The sequence below is a fragment of the Methanolobus sp. ZRKC2 genome (assembly GCF_045291185.1).
Lineage (GTDB): Archaea > Halobacteriota > Methanosarcinia > Methanosarcinales > Methanosarcinaceae > Methanolobus.
Genome location: NZ_CP146980.1, coordinates 40,383 through 65,065, shown reverse-complemented (window position 1 = coordinate 65,065; position 24,683 = coordinate 40,383). Strand labels below are relative to the sequence as shown.

Below are 24,683 nucleotides of genomic sequence, written 5' to 3'. Positions count from 1 at the left end.
CTCTATTCTATGAATGCTTTACCCTTTTATGCTGATTCCTTATCTACAGAGCTCATTCTATACTTTACTGTAAAATGGATTTGCTTTTGTATTCTTTGTTGTATGACTTACCTATTTGGCACTCATCAGGTAATAGCTTCAAAAAAAAATACTCTGACTCTCAGAGCTCTGTTCAAAAATAAATTCTTTTCAAAGAAATCAGAAAACCAGGAAAATACGCTGCATACTGCCAATATAGGTTAAAAAATGAAGAAATAAAAGAGCTGTTCTACATGAAAACAGCTCTTTAAACAAAAGCCTAGAAATTTCTTAATTCGTTTATTTACTGCATTCCTTTTTCCCCTGTTCGGTAAGACGGTATGTCTTGCCGGCAGTAAAGCCGACGCCGGTGTCGCAACATGCAGATCCCATGGCGCATCCGCTACACTTTTTTTTCACAGAGGTTTGCTCATCTGCACATGAGCTCTCTATGTCGCCCCTGTCCTCCATGGTCTCAAGAAGATCTTTCAACTTTTCCTGACTGAGGTTTAGTCTTCGTGCAAGCTCGCCAAAGGTTATATTGTCTTCTGTCAGGGCCTTTGCGACTTCCTTGAGCATATATCGATAACCTATTAACATTGTACCTCATGCTACGTTTTTCAATGAAGTGGAAAAATTATCCCTCCATACAATGTATCCTGCTAAAGCAAGGAATCCAAGATAAATTCCCGGCCTGATACCATCTATGATAGTCCATCCTTCATATTCACCACTCTGGATGAGTAGTCCAAGAATTCCTGCCCCGATAATCAAAAGATAGACTGCCATGAATATCAGTGCAAGGACGATGCCTACATAAACATATGAAACACCCAGATAATCTCCGGAAGTTAGTTCTTTGAAGCCGTAAAGGAATACTGCCCCGATAACCACAAAGCAGAATCCGCCGAAGAAATCAGGAGGTATCAATAACAGGTCTGCAAGACCTGTTTGAATACCGAATCTTTCCAGTATCTGGAGTAAGCCGGCCCCTACGTAGAGAATACCTGCCACCAGTGCAAAGATCTTTTTACTTGTATTTGACATATTTATCACCTCAAATTTAAATGCCCCATCCTATAGCCTTGCCTACATTATATATGAGGAAAGCTGCAATCCAGGCAAGTGCAGTTCCGTAGACTATTGAGAAAAGTGTCCACTTCCAGCTTCCAGTTTCTGACTTGATAACACCAACACACGCAACACATGGCATATAGAGCAGGGTGAATACCATGAGTCCAAGGGCAGTAAGAGGATTCATTGCTCCGCCTACAAGTATTTCTGTAAGCGCATCTTCATCCTCCCCTGCTCCGTATATAACTCCAAGTGCACCGACTACGATTTCTTTTGCAACGAATCCGAATATCAGGGCAATGGCAATTCTCCAGTCAAAACCAAGTGGTTCAACCAGTGGTTCTACCAGTTGTCCTATGTATCCTACCATAGAATCCCCGGTACCTAATATTTCTTCAGAGGCAAATTCCGCATCTACTCCAGGAGCTGGTATTGCTGCCAGCAGCCACACAATAACAACACCAAGAAGAATAATCGTACCTGCTTTTTTGATATACAGGGAAGCCTTATCCCACATGTGTATAGCACTTGCCTTCAGAGTAGGCATCCTGTAGGGAGGCAGTTCCATAATGAATGGAGCTGCAGTTCCCTTCACTAAAGTACCTCTGAAAAGTTTTGCAGAGAGAATCGCAACGATAATACCCAGTGCATAAAGACCGAAAATTACTGCCCCGGCATCCCTTCCGAAGAAAGCCCCCGCAAGAAGAATATAAACAGGCAGCCTGGCACCACAGGAAATGAATGGAGCTACAAGTATTGTCACAAGTCTGTCATGTTCATCTTCGATTGTCCTTGTACTCATTATTGCAGGAACGTTACAACCAAAGCCCATAATCATGGGTATAAACGATTTTCCGTTGAGGCCTATTTTATACATAAATTTATCCATAATGAATGCTGCACGAGCCATATAACCGGAATCTCCAAGCAAGGCAATCATCATGAACAGGAGAACAATATTGGGTAGGAAGATAAGAACTGATCCGACACCTGCAATTATTCCGTCTCCGAGGAAGGAACCAAGCACAGGTGAAGAGATGTTTTCAGCAACAAATCCGGCTGCCCATCCAAAGAACATATCCACCATTTCCATGAAAGGTACTGCAACCGTAAAGGTAACTTCAAAGGCAGCCCACATCAAAGTTAAGAAAATGGGTATTCCAAAACTCTTATTCGTGACAACCCTGTCCACCATATCAGAAAAAGTAACTTCCTTAACACACTTGGAACAGAACTGGGGAAGAGCTGCATTAATTACCTCATAACGCTTATCAGCCATCTTTGCTTCATATCGCTCTTTATCAACCTTAGTTACCATCCTGTCGACCTGAGAGGAAACGGAGCTTTCGCTTATTTTCTCAGCAATTTCCTCATCACCATCAAGAAGCTTCACAGCCAGCCACCTGAGAGGATATTTCTCTGCAAGTTTGCTGTCAGTTACAAGTACTTTTTCAAGCTCGATTACTTTCTCTTCAATCTCGTCACCGTAGCTTATTTCGTGCTGGTGATGTGGTCCCCTGCCTGCCTCTTTTAGTGCAGTTTCAAGAAGATCATCGATTCCTATTCCTTTGTTAGCAACTGTTTTTACAACAGGGATTTCCAGATATTCTTCCATCTTCTTGATATCTATCTTATCCCCCTTTGATTCTGCAAGGTCCCACATGTTGAGAGCAATGATAACAGGAACACCAAGCTCCATCAACTGTGTGGTCAGATAGAGATTACGTTCGAGGTTTGTTGCATCTACGATGTGTACTACAACATCGGGTTTTTCTTCAACCAGATAATCCCTTGCAACAACCTCATCGAGTGAGTATGCAGTAAGACTATAGGTGCCCGGCAGATCTACAATGTCTACTTCAACACCATTGTGAGTCGCTTTACCCGTCTTTTTTTCCACAGTTACCCCTGGCCAGTTCCCCACATGTTGTCTTGCACCCGTAATTGCATTAAAAAGGGTAGTTTTTCCAACATTGGGATTGCCCGCCAGAGCAATCGTCATTTTTTTATTTTTCACCAAAACTCCACCTTAATAGACTTTTGAATCCGTGATCATTATCTTCATAGCTATCCCTTTACCCAGAGCGTATTTGCTGCCATTCGTTACCACCACAAGGGAACCTCTGTCAGCCCTGTCAACCTTTACAGAACAATTTTCAGTAAATCCCATTTCCGTAAGACGCAACTTCAGCTTGTTGCCAGCGTTGATAGAGGCGATTTTTCCTTCCTTTCCTTCAGGAAGCATGGCAAGGGGAATTGCTCCTGGCACGAAAGAATCACACTCCGGTACTCTGTACCATTATATGTTCAGCTTCACTTTTTCTCAAGGACAAGTTATATCCTTTAATCAGAATTTCTATAGGGTCTCCTAAAGGAGCAGTTCTGATCATCTGGATTTCAATACCAGGAACCATACCCATATCGAGAAGCTTCCTTCTTGCACTACCTTTTCCTGTTACCTGTATTACTTTGGCTTTATTGCCTGGTTTGAGATTACTAAGTGTCATCTCAGTCATTTAGCATCAACTCCATTATATTGCTATATAGGATAATAGTAGGTTAACCTACATATAATTTGAGTTGCAAATTGGTATTGCATCTATATTAAATTTTTGTATCAACTAATACTAAACAGATAAATTCATTTGATTGTAAAAAAATACCTGCTATAACTAAAAAATATATAATAATTAATAAATTTATTTTTAATTAAGATATTAAGAAATATTGAAAACTGCTTTTAGCACCTGATCCAAAACACTAATTTAATATTAAACGAAAACATTGCTTACTCAAACAATTTTGGAAACACAAAAAGAGTTGGTCTAAAATGACTACGGAAAGAACCGAGGACTATTTGAAGATGCTGGATTCAATAATCGAGAAAAAAGGATACGCTAAAGTAAAAGATGTTTCTGAGATCATGAATCTGAATCCTTCAACCGTCACCGGAATGTTCAAAAAACTGGACAAAGAAGGATATATCAACTATGAAAAATACGGCGCTGTTACTCTTACATCCAGAGGGAAAGAAGTTGCCTGTCGAACTGAAGAAAAATACGATGTTGTAAAGGATTTTTTGCTAACATTCGGACTGGATACCAAAACCGCCGAAGAGGATGCTTGTAAAATAGAACATGCCATTAGTCCTAAAACCTTGAAAATGCTCTCAAGGCTCACCGAATTCGTCACAAAGGACGAAGATTTGCCACAGTGGTTGAATAACTTTAAATTTTTTTATGAAACGGGTGTTTATACCCGACATGCTCCTGAAGACAAAGATGATCCACTGACACATGAAAAGAAGGAAAACTGACAATCGGACCTTTATGTTAATCCTATATACGGAAATACGGATCTTCATTTTGCCCTATTAGGCCACGTAAAACATAATAAAAAAGTATCATATTGTTCTTTTTTGGATGGTATTTCACAGATCCATATATTGAACAAGCAAATCCTGCTTCGGGCATTGAGACCACAGTTTTATGTCTGATCACTCTATTTTGTTGGAACTGTTTTTTATTATACAAATGAGTGAAGAAGGAGAATCTGGCATAATGTATTATTGACAGAAAAACGTTTCAAAAAAGTAAGTCCAAAGGACGGGGGGCCACCAGAACCCATCCTCAGGACTTACTTTTTTGTTCCCTCGGAGAGGAGAATTTTTTAACTTATTTTCTTCAGTGTTTTGCCAGTGTATGGAGGCCATTATGCAACATTAATGACAATATTATGGGATTAGGAATGACCCTCCTGCCTTAAAGGTTCCAAAGGTGATAATAAAGCATATCTTTGTTGCATAATAGCAAATACTATGATGTGTTTGCAATATTTAATGTTTTTGGGTAATTGAATAATAATAGTTGTAGCTATATTTTTGCGAAGAGAGTATAGCAGTTTCAGTGGTAGCAAGCAATATCTAGAACGCTACAAACAGGATGCCAGGTTCTTGATTTTTGCCAGCATCTGCAGCCTATTCATTAATAATAGAATTTTGTCAAACAATTAATCAATTTCACTATTGCACTTTTAGTCCTAACTTTATTCGGAAGTTCTTTTTATACACCTAATTTACATAGGGCTTACTCCGAAAGATTGTTTCACCGAAACAATTCTATTCAGACAAAAAATGGTGGCGGATATGAAAGAAAACACTAAGAAAACAGTATTGAAAAGTATTTTTCTGACATTCATGTTAATTGTAGTCATGCCTGCTGCATCTGCAGCAACAACATATGATTTCTCGGATGTACCGGGTGCAGACGATGTTTTGATAGCAAGGACTTATAGTGACGATACGGTGAGTAGTGGAACTCTTGAAGAGGATTTCCTGAATGCCCCTGATGGAGATTATTACTTCTCTGGCGTACCAGACGGAGATTATAAACTCTATCTTGCTTACTGGACTCCTTTCCCCATGAATTCCTGGTCAGTAGCGAATGCTGATGTTACTGTGTCAGGGGAGCAGATTGTGGAAGATGTATGGCTTAACGTAACTCTTCTTGATAATACAAACCCAACAGAAATGGCATGGGGAGCATCATTTTATGATATTGTGGCAAACAGTACTGTAACCCCGGTATCTGGAGGAACCGGTGCAATCTCCGGGACAGCATATGCTCCCACTGCACCCATGATGCAGTACAGGCCAGTAAGGGGAGCAACAATAGGCCTCTATGCAAAAAATGACACCCAGAATAACAACGAGGAAGAATACCTCAACATTACTTCTCCTGCAAATATTGCCTTTGTTGTCGTGGGGGACGATTTTGTACCTTTAATCCAGGATGCGACAGAAGAGCTTAATTTGAATGAACAGGGGATTGACATCTCACTCTACGCTTATTCAAGACAACCTACGGTCAATGTTTCCTACAATAAATTGTCCGATGATGTTGATCTTGGTGAGTATGACGTGATATTCCTCGGATCAATGACGGCCATGTCCTTTATGGGAGAAAGCGTCAGCTCTCAGGTTCACGAAATAGTTAATGAGACAAAGGATCCAAATGCTGTTGTAATCGATGCAGGTGGTTTTGGTCTTGGAACAGTAGATCTGGAAGAACATCCACACATAGAACAGTACTGGAATAACCAGACAGGTGTTAATGCACAGAGAATGCTGGCATATATCCTGATAAATTTCTGTGGAGCTGAAGGAAACGTTAAGCCACCTATTGAAATACCTTCCAATGGAATATACCATCCTGATGCAGAGTTACCATTTGAGAATATCGAACAGTACCTCCAATGGTATTCCACAGACGATGGCACACATCATGTGTACAACCCGGACAATATTACGATAGGAATGCCTTTCCTGATCAACACAGACGGCAATATCGGAAACAAAGTCATTGATGATGCCGTAAGAAGACTTGAAGCCAGAGGAGTAAATGTCATTCCGACCTATATGCACTGGGTACTTTATACAACTGCTCCCGATTTCTTCAAGCACGAAGATGAGTGGGTGGTAGACGGTTTCATAGATATGGGAATGGGAGTCATGCTCTCGACCCAGATACAGGAGACAAGCTACCTTCAGGAAGCTAATGTTCCCATCATCAATGCAATACAATATGAAGGAACAATTGAAGAATGGGAAAACAGTACAACAGGAAGAGGATTCTGGTTCCAGTACCAGATACCTATCATGGAGATGGGCGGACATATCGAATCCATTGTTGTAAGCGGAAAAAAGTATGATGAAGAATATGGCATTTTAGTTGATGAGCCAATACCAGCCCAGATGGAATGGATGATAAACCGTACTCTCAACTGGGTGAATTTGAAAAATATAGAAAATGAAGATCGCAAAGTTGCACTGATCTATTATCATCATTCGCCGGGAAGAGATGGTGCAATGGCTGCAGCAAATCTTGATGTCGGGCCCAGCATATCCCTTCTGCTGGAAGCGATGGATGAACGTGATTACGACCTGAACAACCAGACACCAAACCAGACCGAGCTTCTTGACCTTGTTCTCAAACAGGGACGCAATATCGGTGCATGGGCTCCCGATGAACTTGAAAAAATCGTGAATACCAATGAAGTCGAACTTTTGCCTGTTGATGAATACATGGAAATGTTCAACCAGCTTCCCGAAGAAGCAAGAAACGAAGTAATCGATACTTGGGGAGAAGCTCCCGGAGAAATCATGGTATATGAGAATGAGTCCGGTGAATACTTTGTTTTCCCGAAGATCTCCCTCGGAAATGTATTGCTTGCTCCCCAGCCAACCCGTGGTGGTACTAACAATACTGAAGTACTGTACCACGACCAGACACTACCCCCGGACCATCAGTACATAGCCTTCTACCTGTGGCTGCAACACAAATATGAAGCTGATGCGGTAGTTCACCTGGGACAACACGGAACCCAGGAATGGCTCAAAGGCAAAGGAGTCGGGCTCTCAGCTACAGAAGACTGGCCAGCCCTTGTAATAGGAGACATGCCGGTAGTCTATGTATACAATGTAGGCGGTATTGCTGAAGGAGTCGTTGCAAAAAGAAGAGGAAACTGTGCGATAGTAGACCACGCAACTCCTCCGATTGTGGAAGCCGGTCTTTACGGAGACCTGTCCAACCTGCATCAGAAAATCCATTTGTATACAGAAGCAGATCAACTGAATGAATCCATAAAAATGGAATACAGAGAAGGAATCATAAATCTCTATGAGACCGTCGGGTTTGAAAACGAACTTGGTGTATCGCCTTCAAACATGACTGAAATGACAGAAGAGGAATTTGAAGCTTTTGTTATTAGAGGACCTTTGCATGACTACATACACGAATTGTCAGCGCAATACATGCCATACGGATTGCATATCCTTGGCCAGCCTCCTGAAGGAGAAGGCCTTGTTGCAATGGTAAAATCCATGCTTGGAAGCAGCTTCCTTGAGAATGTGGGTAAAGTTTACGGAGACGAGCATGTTCTGGAACCCGCACATTCCCCAAACCTACTTGACGAGATGTTGACAGATCTTCTGATTAACGGCACTAATCCTGAAACTGTGATGGAAACCTATCTAAACGTTACAGGAACCATATCACAGGAGGTAATAGGCACTACCACAACTGACAGTGAGGGGTACTATTATTTCGATAACCTCTCAGATGGGAAATATTCCGTGCTTTCATGCGTCGAACTAACCGGAATGCCCGGCATGGTCTTTTACAAGACTGGAGATGAAGATCTATTTGTGGTAAATGCCACAGATGAAAAACTCGAAATTGAACTTGAGAGTTCTGACGAAACATCTGTTAACGCTATCAAAGAGCTTCCCGGGAAAGCCAGCATCTCTGGGCAGGTATGGTTCTCAGACATGGAGGGAGTAAGGTTAAACGCATCAAATGCAACGGTTCTGCTCAAGCAAGAATCTGTGCTTTCAACCACAATCACTGACAGCGATGGATACTATAACTTCACCAATCTTTCTGACGGGAACTATACGGTTCTTGCATATTTGGTACTTGATATGACCTCCTCTGGAGGACCAGTTATTCACGAAAGTGGACAGTCTGATCTGCTAATCAGTAACATGGAAGATATGTACTGTGAATTCAAAATGGAATACTCAGATAAGCTTACAGTAGATGCCCTGAAAGAACTTCCCGGAAAAACCAGCCTCTCCGGGCAAGTGTACTACATGTCCAAGCAACCAGGAGCAGAAGGCAGGACCAATGCGTCAGATGCTACAGTCGTCCTTGTAAAAGAACATTCACAATTGTCACATGATGAACTGGAAGTTAAAGAAGACCTTGAAACGGCAATAACATACGGAGAGAACATTGCTGCATCAACTATTGAAGTACCAAGAGTCCTTGATGCCCTGGAAGGACAATATATTCTTCCAGGACTCGGAGACGATCCACTTCGAAGCCCTCATGTCCTGCCCACAGGACGTAACTTCTACGCCTTCAATCCTTACATCGTTCCCCCGGAAGAAGTCTGGAATGCAGGAACAAAACTCGCCGATGAATTCCTTGAGGAATGGAAAGCAAACCATGACGAGGAATATCCGAGAAAAGTCGGTTTTGTCCTCTGGTCAGCAGAGACCATGCGCCATAAAGGAATCATGGAATCAGAGATCCTTTACCTGATGGGAATGCGTCCTGTGTGGGATGATTTTGGAAATTTTGTCGATGTAGAACCGATTCCATGTGAAGAATTGACCCATCCACGCATTGATGTTGTGGTAACAATGACGGGTGTTTACAGGGAATCATGGACACTTCAGGTAGAAATGATGGACAGAGCTGCAAGAAAGGCAGCCAGCTTAAATGAAACAAATTGTGGATGGCCTAATTATGTGAAACAGAATTCAGATAGCATCTATGATTACCTGATGGAGACCGGAAACTACACTGAAGAGGAAGCAAGAAGCCTTTCACAGAGCCGTATTTTCGGCCCGCCGGCCGGAATGTGGGGTGTAGGAGGCTTAAGAGGCGCAACCACCCGCAGCGATACATGGGATAGTGAAGAAGATCTTGCGAACCTGTACCTCAAGTCTATGGCTTACTCATATGGTGAAAATGGATGGGGGGAACACAATGTAGATCTCTTCAAGCAGGTTCTTGGTGGCACGGATGCTCTCCTGTTCAGCCGTAGCGGAAATGATGGCAGAGGCAGTAGCAGTGTTGTCTTTGACCACGTTTACGAATTCTTTGGCGGAATGGGAATGGCAATAAGGAGTATTGACGGCGCCACGCCTGAAATGTATATTGTAAATCTCAAAAATCCGGACGACATGAAGACCGAGACACTTGCTTCTTATCTCGTACGTGATATGCGCTCAACATACTACAATCCAAAGTGGATTCAGGGTATGATGGGACATGACTATGCAGGTGCCCAGGAAATGCAAAGCTTACTTGATGATCTCTGGGGACTTGAAGCAATGCTTCCGGGAACTGTCACAGATGAGATGTGGAAAGAAATGTACGAGATCTACATAGAGGACAAGTATAATCTGGGAACAAAGGAATGGTTTGAGGAAAAAAACCCATGGGCTCGCCAGACTATGATTGCACGTATGCTGGAAACCACCCGAAAACTGGACAGGGAGGGCAATCCTTATTGGGATGCACCGGAGGAGATTATCCAGAAACTTGCAAACGAGTACCAGGAGTCCATAAATAATAACGGACCATGTTGCTGTGCTATTTGCTGTGGAAACGTTCTTTTAGATGAGTATACCAAGGGATTTGTGGCATCTCCGGTGTCACTTGATTCCAGTGATAGCTCTTCAGGCGGTAGCGGTACCGGCAGCGCAAAGGTGGTTTCTGCAAGCAGCAATGAAAAACATGGAGAAAGTAAAAGTAACCAGACATCCAACGCAGATGGTGGTTACGGAACAGATAAGTTGCATTCCCCTACCCCTGACAACTACGTGGAAGGGTATGAAATGCAACCAGAGGCTACTTCAGACAGCCAGGATGGAGCTTCCGGAATGTCATCATCGGGAGCGGCAATCCTCGGAACAGTGATCGTATTGATGACCCTTGGAGTAGTATATATGGGATTCAGAAGAAGCTGAGAATTCCTGAAAAGCACCCTGATCCGCAAGGTGGGGTGCAATTTTTTTTATAGGTCTGCCTTCGTATTACCCTATCCATACCGATATTCTTTAAGTCTATTTTCCCGTCATGTATGATTTCTACAAAATAGAAAGTAGAACTCCTTCTAGAAAATCGATGGTCTTTGGAGTTGTAGCATAAATTGAAACGAAGATCTATCGTAATTTTAGTAGCGCATTCACTTTTTGGTATCAGATGGTGTTTTAGATATGATATAGTCATACCTAATGTTTGTAAGTTAATCAAAAATAATAAATACTCCAAACACATAGTAGATGTTGCTATTATGCAACTCCGCACAGACAAATCAACTGTTACCTATTTTGCAGTTGTTTTTTCTATCTCTTGAAGTTGGAATTTTGTTGCATGTTAGCCTTCATAGTTAGTGAGAAACTATGAAGAATACGCAAATTACCTCTTTGGGGTAGTAAACAGAATATGAGGACAAATCAGGTACCGTTTGTCCTCTAAACACCTTTTGATTGGTTATTACGACGGATTCGATATGTTTTTTAGGTGCTCCTTTAGATTGTTAATTCATTAAGGATCATTACCCACATGAAACAACAGTCATACAACAAAAATTTGTAAATATATATACACCCAAGTTGTGTTTTGCAAGTTAGTGAAAGTAGTAGTGCAAACTTTAAACTATGCATTTATCTTCCGGTTAGTAAGTCGAACCTTTAAGTGAGACTCAAGCTCCGGTTTTGATCGCTTAGGAGAGCAGGATAGTTCTTTTGGTTCAAATGTTTTGTATCTCAAATTATCTTTTGAGTAATCCGTTTCACGCCATAACCTGAAATGTCTGAAACGCTGATGAGTCCTTCTTGATAGTTTCCATCCCATATACTGAACTCCATTTATCGGTAGGAATCCTTCATAATTTGTCCTGCAGCTAATATAGTAATGCCTATTTTTAATTGTAAGTACTACTAAATTACGTTATATATATGCATTTTGGCATATCATTAACTTTTATGGTAACATAGTACATAATTTTTGATGCAAAAATATTAAGAAGAAGATTTTATGAAAATATGCGTATGCTAAGACTTGAAAAATACTAGACACACTATTTTACAGTCATTCATATTTTCATAAATACAAAGGTTTATATCAAATGTATGTAGATATAACATTTTAAATTAGGCATAACTAAAATCTCTTGTATTCACTATAGAGAAAGTACGTATCCTGAAAAGGGGAATGTAAATGGAGTTATTATTAGAAATTGTAAAAAAGAAAAAACTTGAATTTTTATTGTCTGTGACACTGGCAGCACTTGGTTCTGTGTTGTATATTGTTCCATACGTGATTATCTTCTACATAATCAGGTACTATCTTGAATCAGGAATTAACGCACCGGCTGAACCTGTAATACAAATGCTTGTCTATGGTCTCGTTGCCATAGTCCTGCGTTACATATTAGTCACATCCAGTTTTGTTTTCAGCCATATTGCGGCTTTTGATCTCTTATACATAATCCGTAAGTGCCTGACAGAACATATCGGCACCCTTCCTATGGGGTTCTGGACCTCTAACAACACAGGCAGGATCCGTAAAGTAATTCAGGAAGACGTAGAGACTATTGAAAATTTTGTTGCTCACCACATCCCTGATATGGTTTCAGGGCTCGTCCTTCCAATTGTCACACTCATTCTCCTTTTTACAGTTGACTGGCGTCTGGCTCTCGCAGCTGCACTACCCCTGCCAATTGGCCTGGTTCTCGTAAAAATGATGTGGAGCGGGGCCGGCTCTGGCCAGAAAAGGCGTGAAGCTTTTAAAGAGTATCACGATTCTCTTGAAAAAATGAACTCCACAAGTGTGGAATACGTCCAGGGGATGCCCGCAGTCAAAGTTTTTAATCAGACGTTGGATTCATTCAAACGTTTAAAAAAATCGGTAATAGACTACCGGAAATTCGTGCTTCGAATATCAAAAACCAGTAGTCCCTATTGGGCTGGTTTTTCTGCTATTGTGATAGGTGGCGGAATCTTTGTCATTCCTGCAGGTATTTATCTTCTTCAGACAGGGCAGATAGACGTTGCAACAATGATACTCTTCCTGCTTCTTGGTCTGGGGTGTTTCTGTGAATTTGTACCCTTCATAACAATTGTTTCTCATTCGGAGTACATATTCGAGGGAACAAAACGTATTGAATCTATTCTTGCAGAAGAATCCCTTCCAGAACCCGATCTTCCACTCCTTCCCACTACACATGACATCAGACTCGATAATGTAAGTTTCCAATATCATGAAACCGATGTCCTATCAAACATCAATGCAAGTATACCCGAAGGTTCTTTTACGGCTATCGTAGGGCCAAGCGGAGCCGGTAAAACTACTCTCGTGAACCTCATGGCAAGAATGTGGGATGTATCCTGCGGGGAGATCAGGATTGGCGGTGTAGGTTTGCAGGAAATGGGAACTTACGGTGTTAACAAAACAGTCGGAACTGTATTTCAGGAAGTCCAGATGCTTACAGACACTGTAAGGGAAAATATCCGCATGGGCAAAGATGGCGTTTCCCAGGAATCTATTGAAAAGGCTGCTATGGCTGCTGCGTGCCATGATTTCATTCTGTCCCTGCCCAAGGGATACGACACCGTAATAGGTGAGGGTGGTGAAGTCCATTTGAGCGGAGGCGAAAAACAGCGTATTGCCCTTGCAAGAGTAATACTCAAAGATCCCCCGATTATCCTACTGGATGAAGCAAGCTCCTATGCCGATGCTGAAAATGAGACACGGATGCAGGAAGCATTTTCCAGATTAATGACAGGTAAAACTGTAGTGGTTATAGCACATCGTCTCTCGACAATTGTCAATGCGGATTCCATTCTCGTTGTAAACAAAGGGAAAATTGTAGAACAAGGCACCCATGAACAACTGCTCGAGAAACACAAGTTGTATTATAGTATGTGGAAAGCACACACGAAAGCAAGGCACTGGAAACTTTCAGAAGAGGTGGTATTAAGTGAAGCAAGATAATTCATGGAGTCTATACGGAGAAAATAAAAAAGATATTTTGAGTATAGTAGGTTTAAATTTCCTTTCTGATATCCCACGTGGCATGTTCAGTGCTCTTCTTTATCTGTTCATTCTGGAATTAGTACTTCCTGTATTTCTTAATACACCGTATGACTTTTCGAACCTCTGGCAATTGTATGCACTCTACGCAGCAGCATTCATATTGTACCTGCTACTGTCGATCTGGAGCCAGACTAATAATTACGTACGTGCTTATTCCATATCAACAGACCTGCGTCTTACACTAGGAAACAAGCTAAGGAGACTCCCCCTTGGCTTTTTCAAGCAGAAAGACCCGGGAGATGTGACAGGGCGCTTATTACATGATGTAAACCAGGCAGAAAACACCCTGTCTCACAACCTCCCGGACATTGTCACATCTGTAGTGGTACCTCTGCTGCTTGGGCTGTTCCTGATGTACATAAACACTTCCCTGGCAAGTATAATGTTCATATCAGTGCTGATTGCTGCCGTATTCATATTAGTGGCCCGTAAAATCATAGTATTATTAGGCATAGAACATGTAGCAGCCATTAATGAAACATCTTCCAGGATACTTGAATACGCCCGCTCAGCCAGAATACTGAAAGCCTATGATATGACAGGCAGTAAATTCGTCACCCTTGACAATGCAATGTTACGGCTGAAAAAACTAAGTTTTAAAGGAGAAGTATATGCAGGCATTCCCGTACAAATAGCGCTTTTTATACTTGATGTCGGCTACCTTGCTATGCTTGCGATGGGTGCGATGATGAGTGTTACGGGAGAGGTATCGATTCCGGAACTTTTTACCTTTGCAGTGCTTGGGTATTATTTCTTCGCACCGGTAAAAAAGCTGGGTCCAATTCTGGTTCTAATGCGCTATACCCGCCTGTCCATTGACAGGATAGGTGAAGTCATGACAGCAAAAGAACTACCTTTTGATGAAAAGCAGGATTTGGCATCTGATAATACCATCAAATTCGAAAATGTCAGTTTCCGTTACAAGGACAATGATGTTTTAAAGGATATAAGCTGCTGTTTCCCGGTAAATTCCATGACAGCATTGGTAGGACTTTCCGGGTCAGGTAAATCGACCATGATCAACCTTATAGCTCGCTTCTGGGACGTGCAGGACGGAACCATCAGTATAGGCGGCATCCCAATTAAGAAAATAAATCCCGGCCTGCTTCTTTCCCGCATTTCAATGGTATTCCAGGATGTGTACCTGTTCAATGATACTATTGCAAACAATATCCGCGTGGGAAAGCAAAATGCAACGGATCGGGAAATAAAAGAGGCGGCGAGGCTTGCCCGTTGTGATGAGTTTATTGAGAAGCTTCCAAATGGCTATGATACTATTGTCAGCGAAGGTGGCAGTTCCCTTTCAGGAGGAGAGCGCCAGAGGATTTCAATTGCCAGGGCAATAATTAAAGATGCACCCATTGTACTGCTTGATGAAGCCACTGCTTCTCTTGACCCGGAGAATGAGTCAGTAATCCAGGAAGCTCTGGAGAACCTTGTAAGGGGTCGTACATTGATCGTTATTGCTCATCGCTTCAAATCCATAGAAAATGCCGACCAGATACTGGTGCTGGATGAGGGCAGGATATCGGAGCAGGGAACTCATGATTTCCTAGTAAATGCAGGAGGTTTGTATCAACAGCTATGGATGAAACAACAAAAAGCAGGAGGCTGGAAAATGAAAAACTCCTGAATTTTATAGGTAATTATCGTAACAGGACATTAGTATGACTATTGTCCTGTTTTTATTAATTGTGAACTGTGTGATTTTGCAATTTATCTACAAATTGCCCTTAACAGTTGCTGTCAACACTATAAGAAAAAAGGATGAAAGGTTGGACGTATGATGTTATCAAGGAAAGCAGAGAATTATTTGAAAGCAATCATGATGATCGAATCGGAAAAGGGTTATGCACGCATAAAGGATATTGCAGTTATTATGAATGTCAGGGCCCCCAGTGTGACTGAAATGATGAAAAGACTCAACAAAGAAGGTTATGTCGATTATGTAAAATACGGGAGCATAAACCTTACTGCAAAAGGAAACAATGTTGCACTGATAGCAGAGAACAGGCACGATTATTTAAAGATACTTCTCAGGGATATCATGAAAGTACCTGAAAAAATCGCAGAAAAAGATGCATGTGTGCTGGAACACGAACTTCATGATATAACTATAGAAAAAATGAAAATATTTGTTAATTCTAAAAAACGTCTACCCTGATATTTAAGTTACCGAAGAATTTTCTTTGTCCTCAGGCACATATACAACCCTTCCATCAGCCAGTTTGTAAGCAGTACCAAGGGCTTCTCCCTGTCCACCGCCAACCTGGTCGGTCATGTTAAGCACCTCAATAGGTTTTCCTTCTTCTCTGATGATAATCTTCATATCCTGCTGTCCCGGATTTTTTACAATGCTCATATCTGTTGAAGGATCCAGCAATTCTGGAAGCTGATATGACATTACCAGAGCAACTAAAAGTGCTACAGAGAAAACCATCGCGATGTCAAAAAGGTTGGCAACCCCTGTAAGGGGGTTCTGTTCATCCTCATAGTCTATATGCCTTCGCCGGCTGGATCTTGCTTTTTTCATTCCTTTACCTCCAGTGTATCGAGAATATAGTCAATATCAGCCATATCCTGCCAGTACCATCTTTTTCTTATCTGCGTGAGTATGTATCCTATGGTTCCTGCAAACAGGCCTACCACAGTTGTAGCGAAAGCGATCATGAGGTTGTTTGCAAGCTGTACTATATCTCCCTGCGAAAGGCCAATGAGTGCAGGCCCCAGTGGAATTAGGGTTCCCATGAGCCCCAGCATTGGTGAGACTGTTGCAACGATCCGAGTCTGCTCGAGTCGTTTTGCCATTTTTATCTCATATTCCTGCGAAAGCCATTCGATTGAAGCCACCATATTCTCTTCAAGATGTTCTGCTGCCGACTTTGCGAAACTGGTGACCATGAAGTTCTGCTTTACGTTACGCAGAGATCCGGCCGCCTTACCGAATTCCGTGGAATTTACATGCTTTCTTGCTGTATCGCAGCATAGTTCGAGATTTTCGATATCACGGTTTCTTTTTGCGTACTCCGAAAGGAATTCTCCGATGAGAATCAGGGAGAATACCACGAGCAGTATAAGAATAATGACTACCGGATAAAGCATCGAAGCTGAGAATGTATACAGCATCTGGAAAATGTAGGAATCGGCAGTCATCAGGAATGCCTCCTGAGTTTATCTTTAAAGTACCCGGCAAGAATGAATATCCCGAATACCAGGAATGGCATCAATTCTACACTTTCACCGGATACTGTATTCAGATCCATTGATTGCATTTTTATGTATGCAGGGATTAGCAGGACACCCAGAAGGTAAAAGATACCAAGGAAAAGCATGATATTTCCGAGAGTATCGGGCTTTTTCCCCATTTTTTTGAAAATGAATGCAGAACTGACGACCGAAATAAAGAACACAGTTCCAACAAGCAGTCCCACCCATATCCCGCTTACTTCAAGGGTCGTTGCAAGGACCATGCAGGCGAGGAACAGAGCAGAAAGGCATACTGGACAGGGAAGTGAAAGCAGCATGAAAGTGTGTTTTGAGACATCACAGCCGCAGTTCCATTTTTTACTGGTGTATATGCCTGCAGCTATAAGCAGAATTGCAAGGATGGAATGTATGGTCATCCCCATTCCCGCAATATTTTCGAGTCCTTGCGTATCTATATGGCCAGTAAGGATTCCCATTAAGAGAGACAGTACAAAGTACATCCCTGCCAGCAATAGTATTTTTTTTGGCCCTATGCTTGAAAATCCACATCCTGCACCGGTCTTCAGTCCGAATATAAGGATCGAAATCAGTATACCCGTCGCAATGGCGTAAGTTATGTCCATTTTTTACCTCGGTTTACTGGTTGAAAGTTCACTTCTTTTTCCTGAATCCAATGACGTGGCAGAGGACATTACTTCGGAAAGGGACTTTTCCAGCCTGTAGCCATCTTCTGAGATTCCAGCCAGTTTTTTTTGGTTTTCACTGCTACTGCTGCTTGCATTTACATGAAGAAGGCTGATATATAGCAAAGCTATTACGAATAAACTGAGAAATCTGAATCTATGTTTGTTTTCCATATCTACCACCTTTTAACTTGTCCCATAGGCAATCTTTTGGTTAACCTACTTAGATGTGTCTAAGGTACAATTATTTTAATTCCAAATATCTATTAGACAGGTTAATTAATATTAGGCATACATCAATTCTACTCAAATAAAGTTAGGATAATACTGAAAAACAAACTTTTACCTTTGTGAACAAATATGCAATTTATACTAAAATCGAAAATCAGTCAGAGTTGGTTAATAAATAAAGTTCAGCAGAAAAGACTACCAGACAATTCACTTGAGCGACACGGTTCCTCAGATTATATTAGAGATTTATAATTTTGTGGATAAGGTAAATTGTCTGGTAGTTATACCTACATATTGTAACCATATTATAAAACTTTTGTTGATACTACAATGATTCAAAGAACATAAAAAAGAAAAAATTACTGAAAAGCGTATGGAGGCTATCATGCAATACGACAGGAAAATTGTTCTGCTATATAGGAAGTAATGTAGTTGCACTTTGAAGCCGATTCTTCTTTATACGATAGACGTATTGCACAATAGCAGATACTATATTGTTTTTGTTTTATATAACCTTTTTGTAATAGCTATATTTTATAGGACAATTAATTAGCCAAACACAGAGATTCATTGATCCATAAGTAATATCATACTCATTGATGGCACAAATTAGCCATTACAGAAATAACACATGCCCATCCAAGAATGCTAAAAATGTTAGGGAATCCTATACATATCCCTAATTGTCATAATTAAACCATCCTAACAGGACATGGCAACAAATGAAAAACAGACGAATCCAATTTCTTTTCAAACCTCGGATTTGTAGTAATCGTTTTACTGGCATTGGCCGTGTTTGCTTACAAGTTTCATGATCAAACAAGATTCAGGATGTTACGATGACTAAAATCAAACCACAAATAACTAATGACATAGCAGAGACCCTATTCATCACTTTGTTTATGCGCTCAGAAGAGACGAAACACCCCAAGGCCATTATCCAAGACCCAAAAGCCTGTGAACTTGTTGACTGCATAGATTACGATTTCTCAAAGTTCAGGAAAGGAAAGTGGAGTTGCATCGGCACTTCGATCAGGGTCCGTCACTTCGACAACATGGTGGCACAGTTTATCAAAAATAAATCCCGGCCTGTAGTGGTTCTTGTCGGATGCGGACTGGATACCAGATACCATAGAGTACCCAATAACACAAAGGCTGTGTTCTATGAACTTGACCTGCCTGAAGTAATCAAATTAAGAGAAAAGTTTTTGCCACCGGAAACAAACCAGGAATACATAAGTGCTTCAATGCTGGAAACAGGATGGATGGATATGCTGAAAGCAAAACATCCCGAGGGCGATTTTATTTTTATTATTGAAGGCGTACTGATGTATTTCCCGGAAGACCAGGTAAAGACCGTTATTAGTAACCTGGCACAGTATTTCCCCGGTTCCGAGATACACTTCGATGCTATGAGCCCATGGGCAAGCAAGCAGTCCCATCGTCATGATACTGTAAAACATGTTAATGCAGATTTTCGCTGGGGCCTGAAAGCTCCCAAAGATGTGGAACGCTGGGCTACGAATATTAAGCACCGACAAACGTTTTATTATATGAATCAGGAAAAAGGTCGTTGGGGTATGAAGGGAACTATTCTTGGCATGATCCCAAGGATCAAGAAATCGGCCTGTCTTCTTCATTATGATGTTTTAAAATAAGGAGTAAGAAGACACGGGGAATTATAGGTAAATATAATGGCTTAGATTTGTTTTTTTACATCCATAGCAAATTCTTAAAAAACAGAAAATTATGCCTCTGTAGAAAATAGTCATTCTAAAAATTCTTATTTTAGAAACACAATCATGAAGCTTTGTTGTGCAAATGGCTATAAATACTATATACATAAATGATCCAAATGGAAGCAGTACCTACTGGGAAAATAGGATAATATTTTACATATAAATTAAATATTTATAGAAGATTAAGATATTTTCTACATTTTTATTTTTAAATGGTCAAAACATGAACAAAGAAGTTGTATTAAAAACTATTTTAGTTGCATCAATTATTTTACTTTTGTCTAGTGCATTATTTTTTTTAATATTAGAATTAAAAGATCCATTTCAAAGCACTGATCCTAAGACAGAGAAAAATTCAAATTTTTCACATGAATGGAGAAAATCTCCAAAAACAATTAATGAGCGGAAGATAGGAGGATTGGTCATTGGATTTCAAGAAGGTACGAATGAAACAGAAGCAAAGCTAATTCTTGAAAACTATGATTTCGTCCTGGATTATAGATTGGATTACAACATTGACTACATAGCAGGCAAGCACTATATAGTTGTAAACAAAGATGAAAGGATGGCTATTAAAAAAAATTTAAGTAATGCAGAAAATTGGATTGAGTCCGGACCTGATATAAAAAAGGAAAATTACTATATAATTCAGATATGGAAACCTCTTGTAGATGATGAAGATTTCATTAGAATACTGGATGAACAGGAACTAGAATTGAAAAAATATGTTTGGTGTTATGTTTTTTTTGATGATGAATCCAGATACTGGATAGATGAGAAAACAGCAAATGAGATGAAAATAGACCTAGAAAAGAATGATGAAATTTTGGATGTAGCTTTTGCTGATATTGAAGGATAAAAATAATGTAAGTATTTTTCTATTTTTAGTCTAAATAGATAAGTAGTCAGAACAATTTGTCCAGAAAATACTGGTGCACCCTTGAATCAGGAGTCAGTTCAGGATGGAAAGCCAGTGCCAGGACATTTTCCTGCTCTGCGGCTATAATCATATCATCAATCCTTGCCAGCACAGTGACATCTTTCCCGGCTTCCACAATTCCCGGTGCCCGGATGAAAACAGCATTATACGGACTGTCGAGGAATGGAAGTTCGAGCTCTGTTTCGAAAGAATCACGCTGTCTTCCGAATGCATTTCTATTCACTCTTGTGTCCATCAGACCAAGCAGATGCTGGTGTGTCTTTGCTACCTGTTCATCACCCTTTTTCGCAAGCAATATGAGACCTGCACAGGTGCCCATAATGGGTTTTCCGGCATCCTTCATATCCTGTATCTCTTCTGCAATGCCCTCACGTATCAGCAGTTTTCCAAGGGTTGTGCTTTCTCCTCCCGGAAGAATGAGTGCATCACATTCCGGAACAATGCCCTTATGTTTGATTGTGACTACCTCGGCCACCAGCCTGCGCTCATCAAGCGCTCTTTTGAGGGCATCAACATGTTCTGAAACGTCACCCTGAATAGCAATAACACCTATGCGCATTAAAACACCGTTTTATAAAAAAAGAAGTAAGGATGGAAACCTAAGACTTACCATCCACGTGTCTGTAAAGCCTGCTCTTCCGGAATAGTATCAACACTGATACCCTTCATGCCTGAACCGATACCCTTTGATATATCAGCAAGGACTTCAGGATTATCATAGTTGTTCACGGCCTCAACGATAGCCTTTGCCATCTTCTCGGGATTCTCTGCCTTGAATATTCCGGATCCGACAAAAACACCATCAGCACCCAGGCGCATCATAAGAGCTGCATCGGCAGGTGTTGCAACGCCACCAGCTGCGAAGTTAACTACCGGAAGTCTCTGAAGGTTTGCAGTTTCGATAACAAGCTCTATCGGAGCTTCAATCTCACGTGCAACAGCAATCATCTCTTCCTTTGTCATACCTTTGAGTGCACGGACCTCACCCATGATCTGTTTCATGTGCTTAACTGCCTCGCTCACATCACCGGTTCCTGCTTCACCCTTAGTACGTATCATTGCAGCACCTTCGTTAATCCTGCGTAAGGCTTCTCCGAGGTTTCTTGCACCACATACGAATGGAACAGTGAACTCAGTCTTGTCAATGTGATACTTATTATCAGCAGGTGTCAGTACTTCAGACTCATCAACCATGTCAGCACCAAGAGACTGGAGGATTTCCGCCTCTACGAAGTGACCGATACGTGCCTTAGCCATTACGGGAATAGTAACAGTGTCAATGATCTCTGCTACCATCTGTGGGTCAGCCATCCGGGCAACACCACCAGCTTTTCTGATATCAGCAGGGACAGCCTGAAGTGCCATGACAGCAACAGCTCCGGCTTCTTCTGCAATGCGTGCCTGTTCAGGGTTTGTGACATCCATGATCACGCCACCCTTTTGCATCTTTGCAAAACCACGCTTTATAAGTTCAGTACCATGTCTCAATTTTTCGAGTTCCATAATATCATCCTGATAATTACTCAACAATTATTCTGAATCGCTTTCCAGATTGTAGACTATTAAATAAGGTTTATGCTTAAAAGCATTTACATCATTGTTCATCAGCTCTTATTCTCGCAACTCCGACCACCTTATCACCGGTACGCACATCCATTATCTTGACTCCCTGGGTGTTACGTCCCTGAACACGTATATCCCTCACAGGAATACGGATGATAATACCCTCTGAGCTGGTCAGCATTATCTCATCATCAGCTTTTACGGACTTAACATTGATGACCGGACCGTTGCGTAGACTGGTTACGATAGTGATTACTCCCTGTCCACCTCTGCGCATGGTTCGGTATTCCCCGAACTCAGTCCTTTTTCCAAAGCCGTTCTCCGTTACCGTAAGAAGTGATGCAGCTTCATCCACAATATCAAGGCTGACAACGGCATCATGTGCCTCAAGCTTCATTCCCCGAACTCCGCGTGCACCACGACCCATTGGACGCACGTCATTCTCAGAGAACCTTATGGCCTTACCGTGCCTTGAAACAAGCACGATATCCTTTGAGCCGTCTGTCAGTGTGACATTCAGAAGTGCATCATCATCATCCAGTTTCAGGGCAATTATGCCGCCCTTCCTCGGGTTGCTGAAGTCCGAAAGCTGACTCTTCTTAACAGTACCCATACGGGTTGCCATGAAAAGATAGCTGTCCTCTACGAATTTGCTCACGGGTATCATTGCAGTGACGAATTCACCCTCCCCTAATTCGAGGAGATTAACTATCGCCTTGCCACGAGACTGCCTGCTGCCTTCGGGTATTCCGTACACCTTCTGCCAGTGCACTCTTCCCCTGTTAGTAAAGAACAGAATATAATTGTGTGTTGATGCTACGAAGATATCGGTAACAAAATCCTCGTCCTTGGTATCCATGCCAATGACACCTTTACCACCCCTATGCTGCTTGGAATAGGTATCCACAGGAAGACGCTTTATGTAACCGCTGTTGGTAATGGTCACAACCACATCTTCATCAGGGATGAGATCCTCATCTTCCAGCTCTTCGACAGTTCCATTGATCAGGGTCCTTCTTGCATCACCGAACCGTTCTTTAAGGTCATTGAGTTCGGATACGATAATTGCATACTTCTTTTCATCACTGGCAAGGATTTCCTTCAGATCAGCAATGAGTTTCATGAGATCATTGTACTCGTCATCAATCTTCTGCCTTTCAAGTCCTGTCAGCTTTTGCAAACGCATGTCAAGGATAGCTTTTGCCTGTATCTCATCAAGACCGAATTTCTCTATAAGTCCATTACGAGCTGTTTCCACATCCTTTGAAGACCTGATCAGGGATATTACTTCATCCAGGTGATCAAGAGCGATCTTCAAACCTCTTAAAATGTGAGCCCTTTCCTCAGCTTTATTAAGCTGGAACTGAGTACGTTTCTGGATAACATCAATCCGGTGCTCAAGATATATCTGCAAAATTTCTTTCAGGCCCAGCTCCCTTGGAATGTCATCCACCAAAGCAAGGTTAATGATACCGAAGGTCGTCTGCATTTGAGTATGCTTGTAGAGCTGGTTGAGCACTACATTAGGATTTGTACTACGGGTAAGCTCCACCATGATACGAATACCATCGCGGTCAGATTCATCACGCAGATCGGAAATACCTACAATTTTTTTGTCTCGTACCAGTGAAGCTATATCCTCTATGAGTTTGGACTTGTTAACCTGATAGGGAAGCTCGGTGACAATTATAGCATATTTGTCTTTTTTGATCTCCTCGATCTCTGCCACAGCCCGAAGCTGTACCCTGCCTCGTCCGGTTTCATAAGCACTCCTGATACCCTGTGTCCCAAATATCGTGGCACCTGTGGGGAAATCCGGACCCTTGATGAACTGCATGAGGTCAGAAACCGTAGCATCAGGATTATCGATGAGCATCAGGGTTGCATCAATGACCTCTGTAAGGTTATGAGGTGCCATATTGGTTGCCATACCAACAGCAATACCTGTAGAGCCGTTGATGAGTAGATTTGGCAATTTTGCCGGCAGCACAGTTGGTTCTTCCAGCGAACCATCATAATTAGGTCTGGTAGACACCGTATTCTTATCAAGATCGATTAGAATCTCATCTGCAATCTTATCCATGCGCGTTTCAGTATAACGCATGGCTGCTGCGGAATCACCATCAATTGAGCCGAAGTTACCCTGGCCGTCAATAAGCGGATAACGCAGGGAAAAATCCTGCACCATTCTCACAAGCGAATCATAGACTGCACTATCACCATGTGGGTGATATTTACCGAGAACGTCTCCCACTACACGGGCAGACTTCTTGTAAGCCTTGTCATGAGTTATGCCTGCCTCTTTCATTGCATAGAGAATCCTGCGATGAACAGGCTTAAGGCCATCCTTTGCATCTGGCAAGGCACGGCTCACAATAACACTCATCGCATAATCCATGAAGGAGCTCTTCATCTCATCTTCAATGAGAACAGGAAGTATTCTTTCACCTGTGTCCGTAGGCTGGATGTCAAAGGAGACTTCATCTTCAGGGTTATCCGGAGAGTCTTTGTCCTGAATATTTTCATTATCAATATTATCTGCCATTTTTGTTCA

At 41.6% G+C, this 24,683-nt stretch carries 19 protein-coding genes; 7 read left to right on the top strand and 12 right to left on the bottom strand.

Annotated features, from left to right (window positions below):
- Nucleotides 1–318: 318 nt before the first annotated feature.
- Genes V7O62_RS00290 through V7O62_RS00270 form a run of 5 tightly spaced genes read right to left on the bottom strand, consistent with a single transcriptional unit; the run spans nucleotide 319 to nucleotide 3,608 of the window.
- A complete protein-coding gene (locus tag V7O62_RS00290) occupies nucleotides 319–618 on the bottom strand; it encodes a FeoC-like transcriptional regulator (protein ID WP_406657015.1) in 300 nt (99 codons plus the stop codon).
- Between the two features lie 6 nt (nucleotides 619–624).
- Nucleotides 625–1,065: a hypothetical protein gene (locus tag V7O62_RS00285; RefSeq protein ID WP_406657014.1), complete on the bottom strand. Its 441-nt coding sequence runs from the start codon at nucleotides 1,063–1,065 to the stop codon at nucleotides 625–627.
- A 16-nt stretch (nucleotides 1,066–1,081) separates the two neighbouring features.
- The gene (feoB, locus tag V7O62_RS00280) at nucleotides 1,082–3,094 is read right to left on the bottom strand and encodes a ferrous iron transport protein B (RefSeq protein WP_406658309.1); all 2,013 of its coding nucleotides are present in this window, start codon (nucleotides 3,092–3,094) and stop codon (nucleotides 1,082–1,084) included.
- A gap of 27 nt (nucleotides 3,095–3,121) precedes the next feature.
- Nucleotides 3,122–3,361: a ferrous iron transport protein A gene (locus tag V7O62_RS00275; protein ID WP_406657013.1), complete on the bottom strand. Its 240-nt coding sequence runs from the start codon at nucleotides 3,359–3,361 to the stop codon at nucleotides 3,122–3,124.
- A 7-nt stretch (nucleotides 3,362–3,368) separates the two neighbouring features.
- A complete protein-coding gene (locus V7O62_RS00270; RefSeq protein WP_406657012.1) occupies nucleotides 3,369–3,608 on the bottom strand; it encodes a ferrous iron transport protein A in 240 nt (79 codons plus the stop codon).
- 314 nt (nucleotides 3,609–3,922) lie between these two features.
- Between V7O62_RS00270 and V7O62_RS00265 the strand changes: the two genes are divergently transcribed.
- The 5 genes from V7O62_RS00265 (at nucleotide 3,923) to V7O62_RS00245 (ending at nucleotide 15,930) form a co-directional block, all read left to right on the top strand.
- Entirely contained in the window at nucleotides 3,923–4,408 is a 486-nt protein-coding gene (locus tag V7O62_RS00265) for a metal-dependent transcriptional regulator (protein WP_406657011.1), read from the top strand.
- Between the two features lie 828 nt (nucleotides 4,409–5,236).
- Nucleotides 5,237–10,633: a cobaltochelatase subunit CobN gene (locus V7O62_RS00260; protein WP_406657010.1), complete on the top strand. Its 5,397-nt coding sequence runs from the start codon at nucleotides 5,237–5,239 to the stop codon at nucleotides 10,631–10,633.
- Nucleotides 10,634–11,888: 1,255 nt separating this feature from the next.
- The gene (locus V7O62_RS00255; RefSeq protein WP_406657009.1) at nucleotides 11,889–13,664 is read left to right on the top strand and encodes an ABC transporter ATP-binding protein; all 1,776 of its coding nucleotides are present in this window, start codon (nucleotides 11,889–11,891) and stop codon (nucleotides 13,662–13,664) included.
- On the top strand, nucleotides 13,651–15,399 hold the full coding sequence (locus V7O62_RS00250; RefSeq protein ID WP_406657008.1) for an ABC transporter ATP-binding protein: 1,749 nt from the start codon (nucleotides 13,651–13,653) through the stop codon (nucleotides 15,397–15,399). Before V7O62_RS00255 ends, V7O62_RS00250 begins: the two co-directional genes overlap by 14 nt.
- Before the next feature lie 150 nt (nucleotides 15,400–15,549).
- Nucleotides 15,550–15,930: a metal-dependent transcriptional regulator gene (locus tag V7O62_RS00245; protein ID WP_406657007.1), complete on the top strand. Its 381-nt coding sequence runs from the start codon at nucleotides 15,550–15,552 to the stop codon at nucleotides 15,928–15,930.
- Nucleotides 15,931–15,933: 3 nt separating this feature from the next.
- Here V7O62_RS00245 and V7O62_RS00240 read toward each other — a convergent pair whose 3' ends face one another.
- The 4 genes from V7O62_RS00240 to V7O62_RS00225 are packed head-to-tail and all read right to left on the bottom strand — an operon-like array spanning nucleotide 15,934 to nucleotide 17,830.
- Nucleotides 15,934–16,299: a DUF2149 domain-containing protein gene (locus V7O62_RS00240; protein ID WP_406657006.1), complete on the bottom strand. Its 366-nt coding sequence runs from the start codon at nucleotides 16,297–16,299 to the stop codon at nucleotides 15,934–15,936.
- Nucleotides 16,296–16,919 (bottom strand): MotA/TolQ/ExbB proton channel family protein, encoded by a 624-nt coding sequence (locus V7O62_RS00235; RefSeq protein ID WP_406657005.1) that lies wholly within the window; start codon nucleotides 16,917–16,919, stop codon nucleotides 16,296–16,298. The genes V7O62_RS00240 and V7O62_RS00235 overlap by 4 nt, the downstream gene beginning before the upstream one ends.
- Nucleotides 16,919–17,596, bottom strand: a complete 678-nt coding sequence (locus V7O62_RS00230) for a DUF2162 domain-containing protein (protein WP_406657004.1) — start codon at nucleotides 17,594–17,596, stop codon at nucleotides 16,919–16,921. Before V7O62_RS00230 ends, V7O62_RS00235 begins: the two co-directional genes overlap by 1 nt.
- A 3-nt stretch (nucleotides 17,597–17,599) precedes the next feature.
- Nucleotides 17,600–17,830 carry a hypothetical protein gene (locus V7O62_RS00225; protein ID WP_406657003.1) on the bottom strand — a complete coding sequence of 77 codons (231 nt, stop codon included), beginning with the start codon at nucleotides 17,828–17,830 and terminating at the stop codon, nucleotides 17,600–17,602.
- An 896-nt stretch (nucleotides 17,831–18,726) separates the two neighbouring features.
- Between V7O62_RS00225 and V7O62_RS00220 the strand changes: the two genes are divergently transcribed.
- Together V7O62_RS00220 and V7O62_RS00215 are read left to right on the top strand one after the other, a co-directional pair.
- Nucleotides 18,727–19,545: a class I SAM-dependent methyltransferase gene (locus V7O62_RS00220; RefSeq protein WP_406657002.1), complete on the top strand. Its 819-nt coding sequence runs from the start codon at nucleotides 18,727–18,729 to the stop codon at nucleotides 19,543–19,545.
- A 304-nt stretch (nucleotides 19,546–19,849) separates the two neighbouring features.
- Entirely contained in the window at nucleotides 19,850–20,485 is a 636-nt protein-coding gene (locus V7O62_RS00215; RefSeq protein WP_406657001.1) for a UPF0228 family protein, read from the top strand.
- Between the two features lie 46 nt (nucleotides 20,486–20,531).
- Here the strand turns inward: V7O62_RS00215 and pdxT are convergent, their stop codons facing one another.
- The 3 genes from pdxT to gyrA form a co-directional block, all read right to left on the bottom strand.
- On the bottom strand, nucleotides 20,532–21,125 hold the full coding sequence (pdxT, locus tag V7O62_RS00210; protein ID WP_406657000.1) for a pyridoxal 5'-phosphate synthase glutaminase subunit PdxT: 594 nt from the start codon (nucleotides 21,123–21,125) through the stop codon (nucleotides 20,532–20,534).
- A 47-nt stretch (nucleotides 21,126–21,172) separates the two neighbouring features.
- Entirely contained in the window at nucleotides 21,173–22,069 is an 897-nt protein-coding gene (gene pdxS / locus V7O62_RS00205) for a pyridoxal 5'-phosphate synthase lyase subunit PdxS (protein ID WP_406656999.1), read from the bottom strand.
- A 91-nt stretch (nucleotides 22,070–22,160) separates the two neighbouring features.
- Nucleotides 22,161–24,674, bottom strand: a complete 2,514-nt coding sequence (gyrA, locus tag V7O62_RS00200; protein ID WP_406656998.1) for a DNA gyrase subunit A — start codon at nucleotides 24,672–24,674, stop codon at nucleotides 22,161–22,163.
- Nucleotides 24,675–24,683 lie beyond the last annotated feature (9 nt).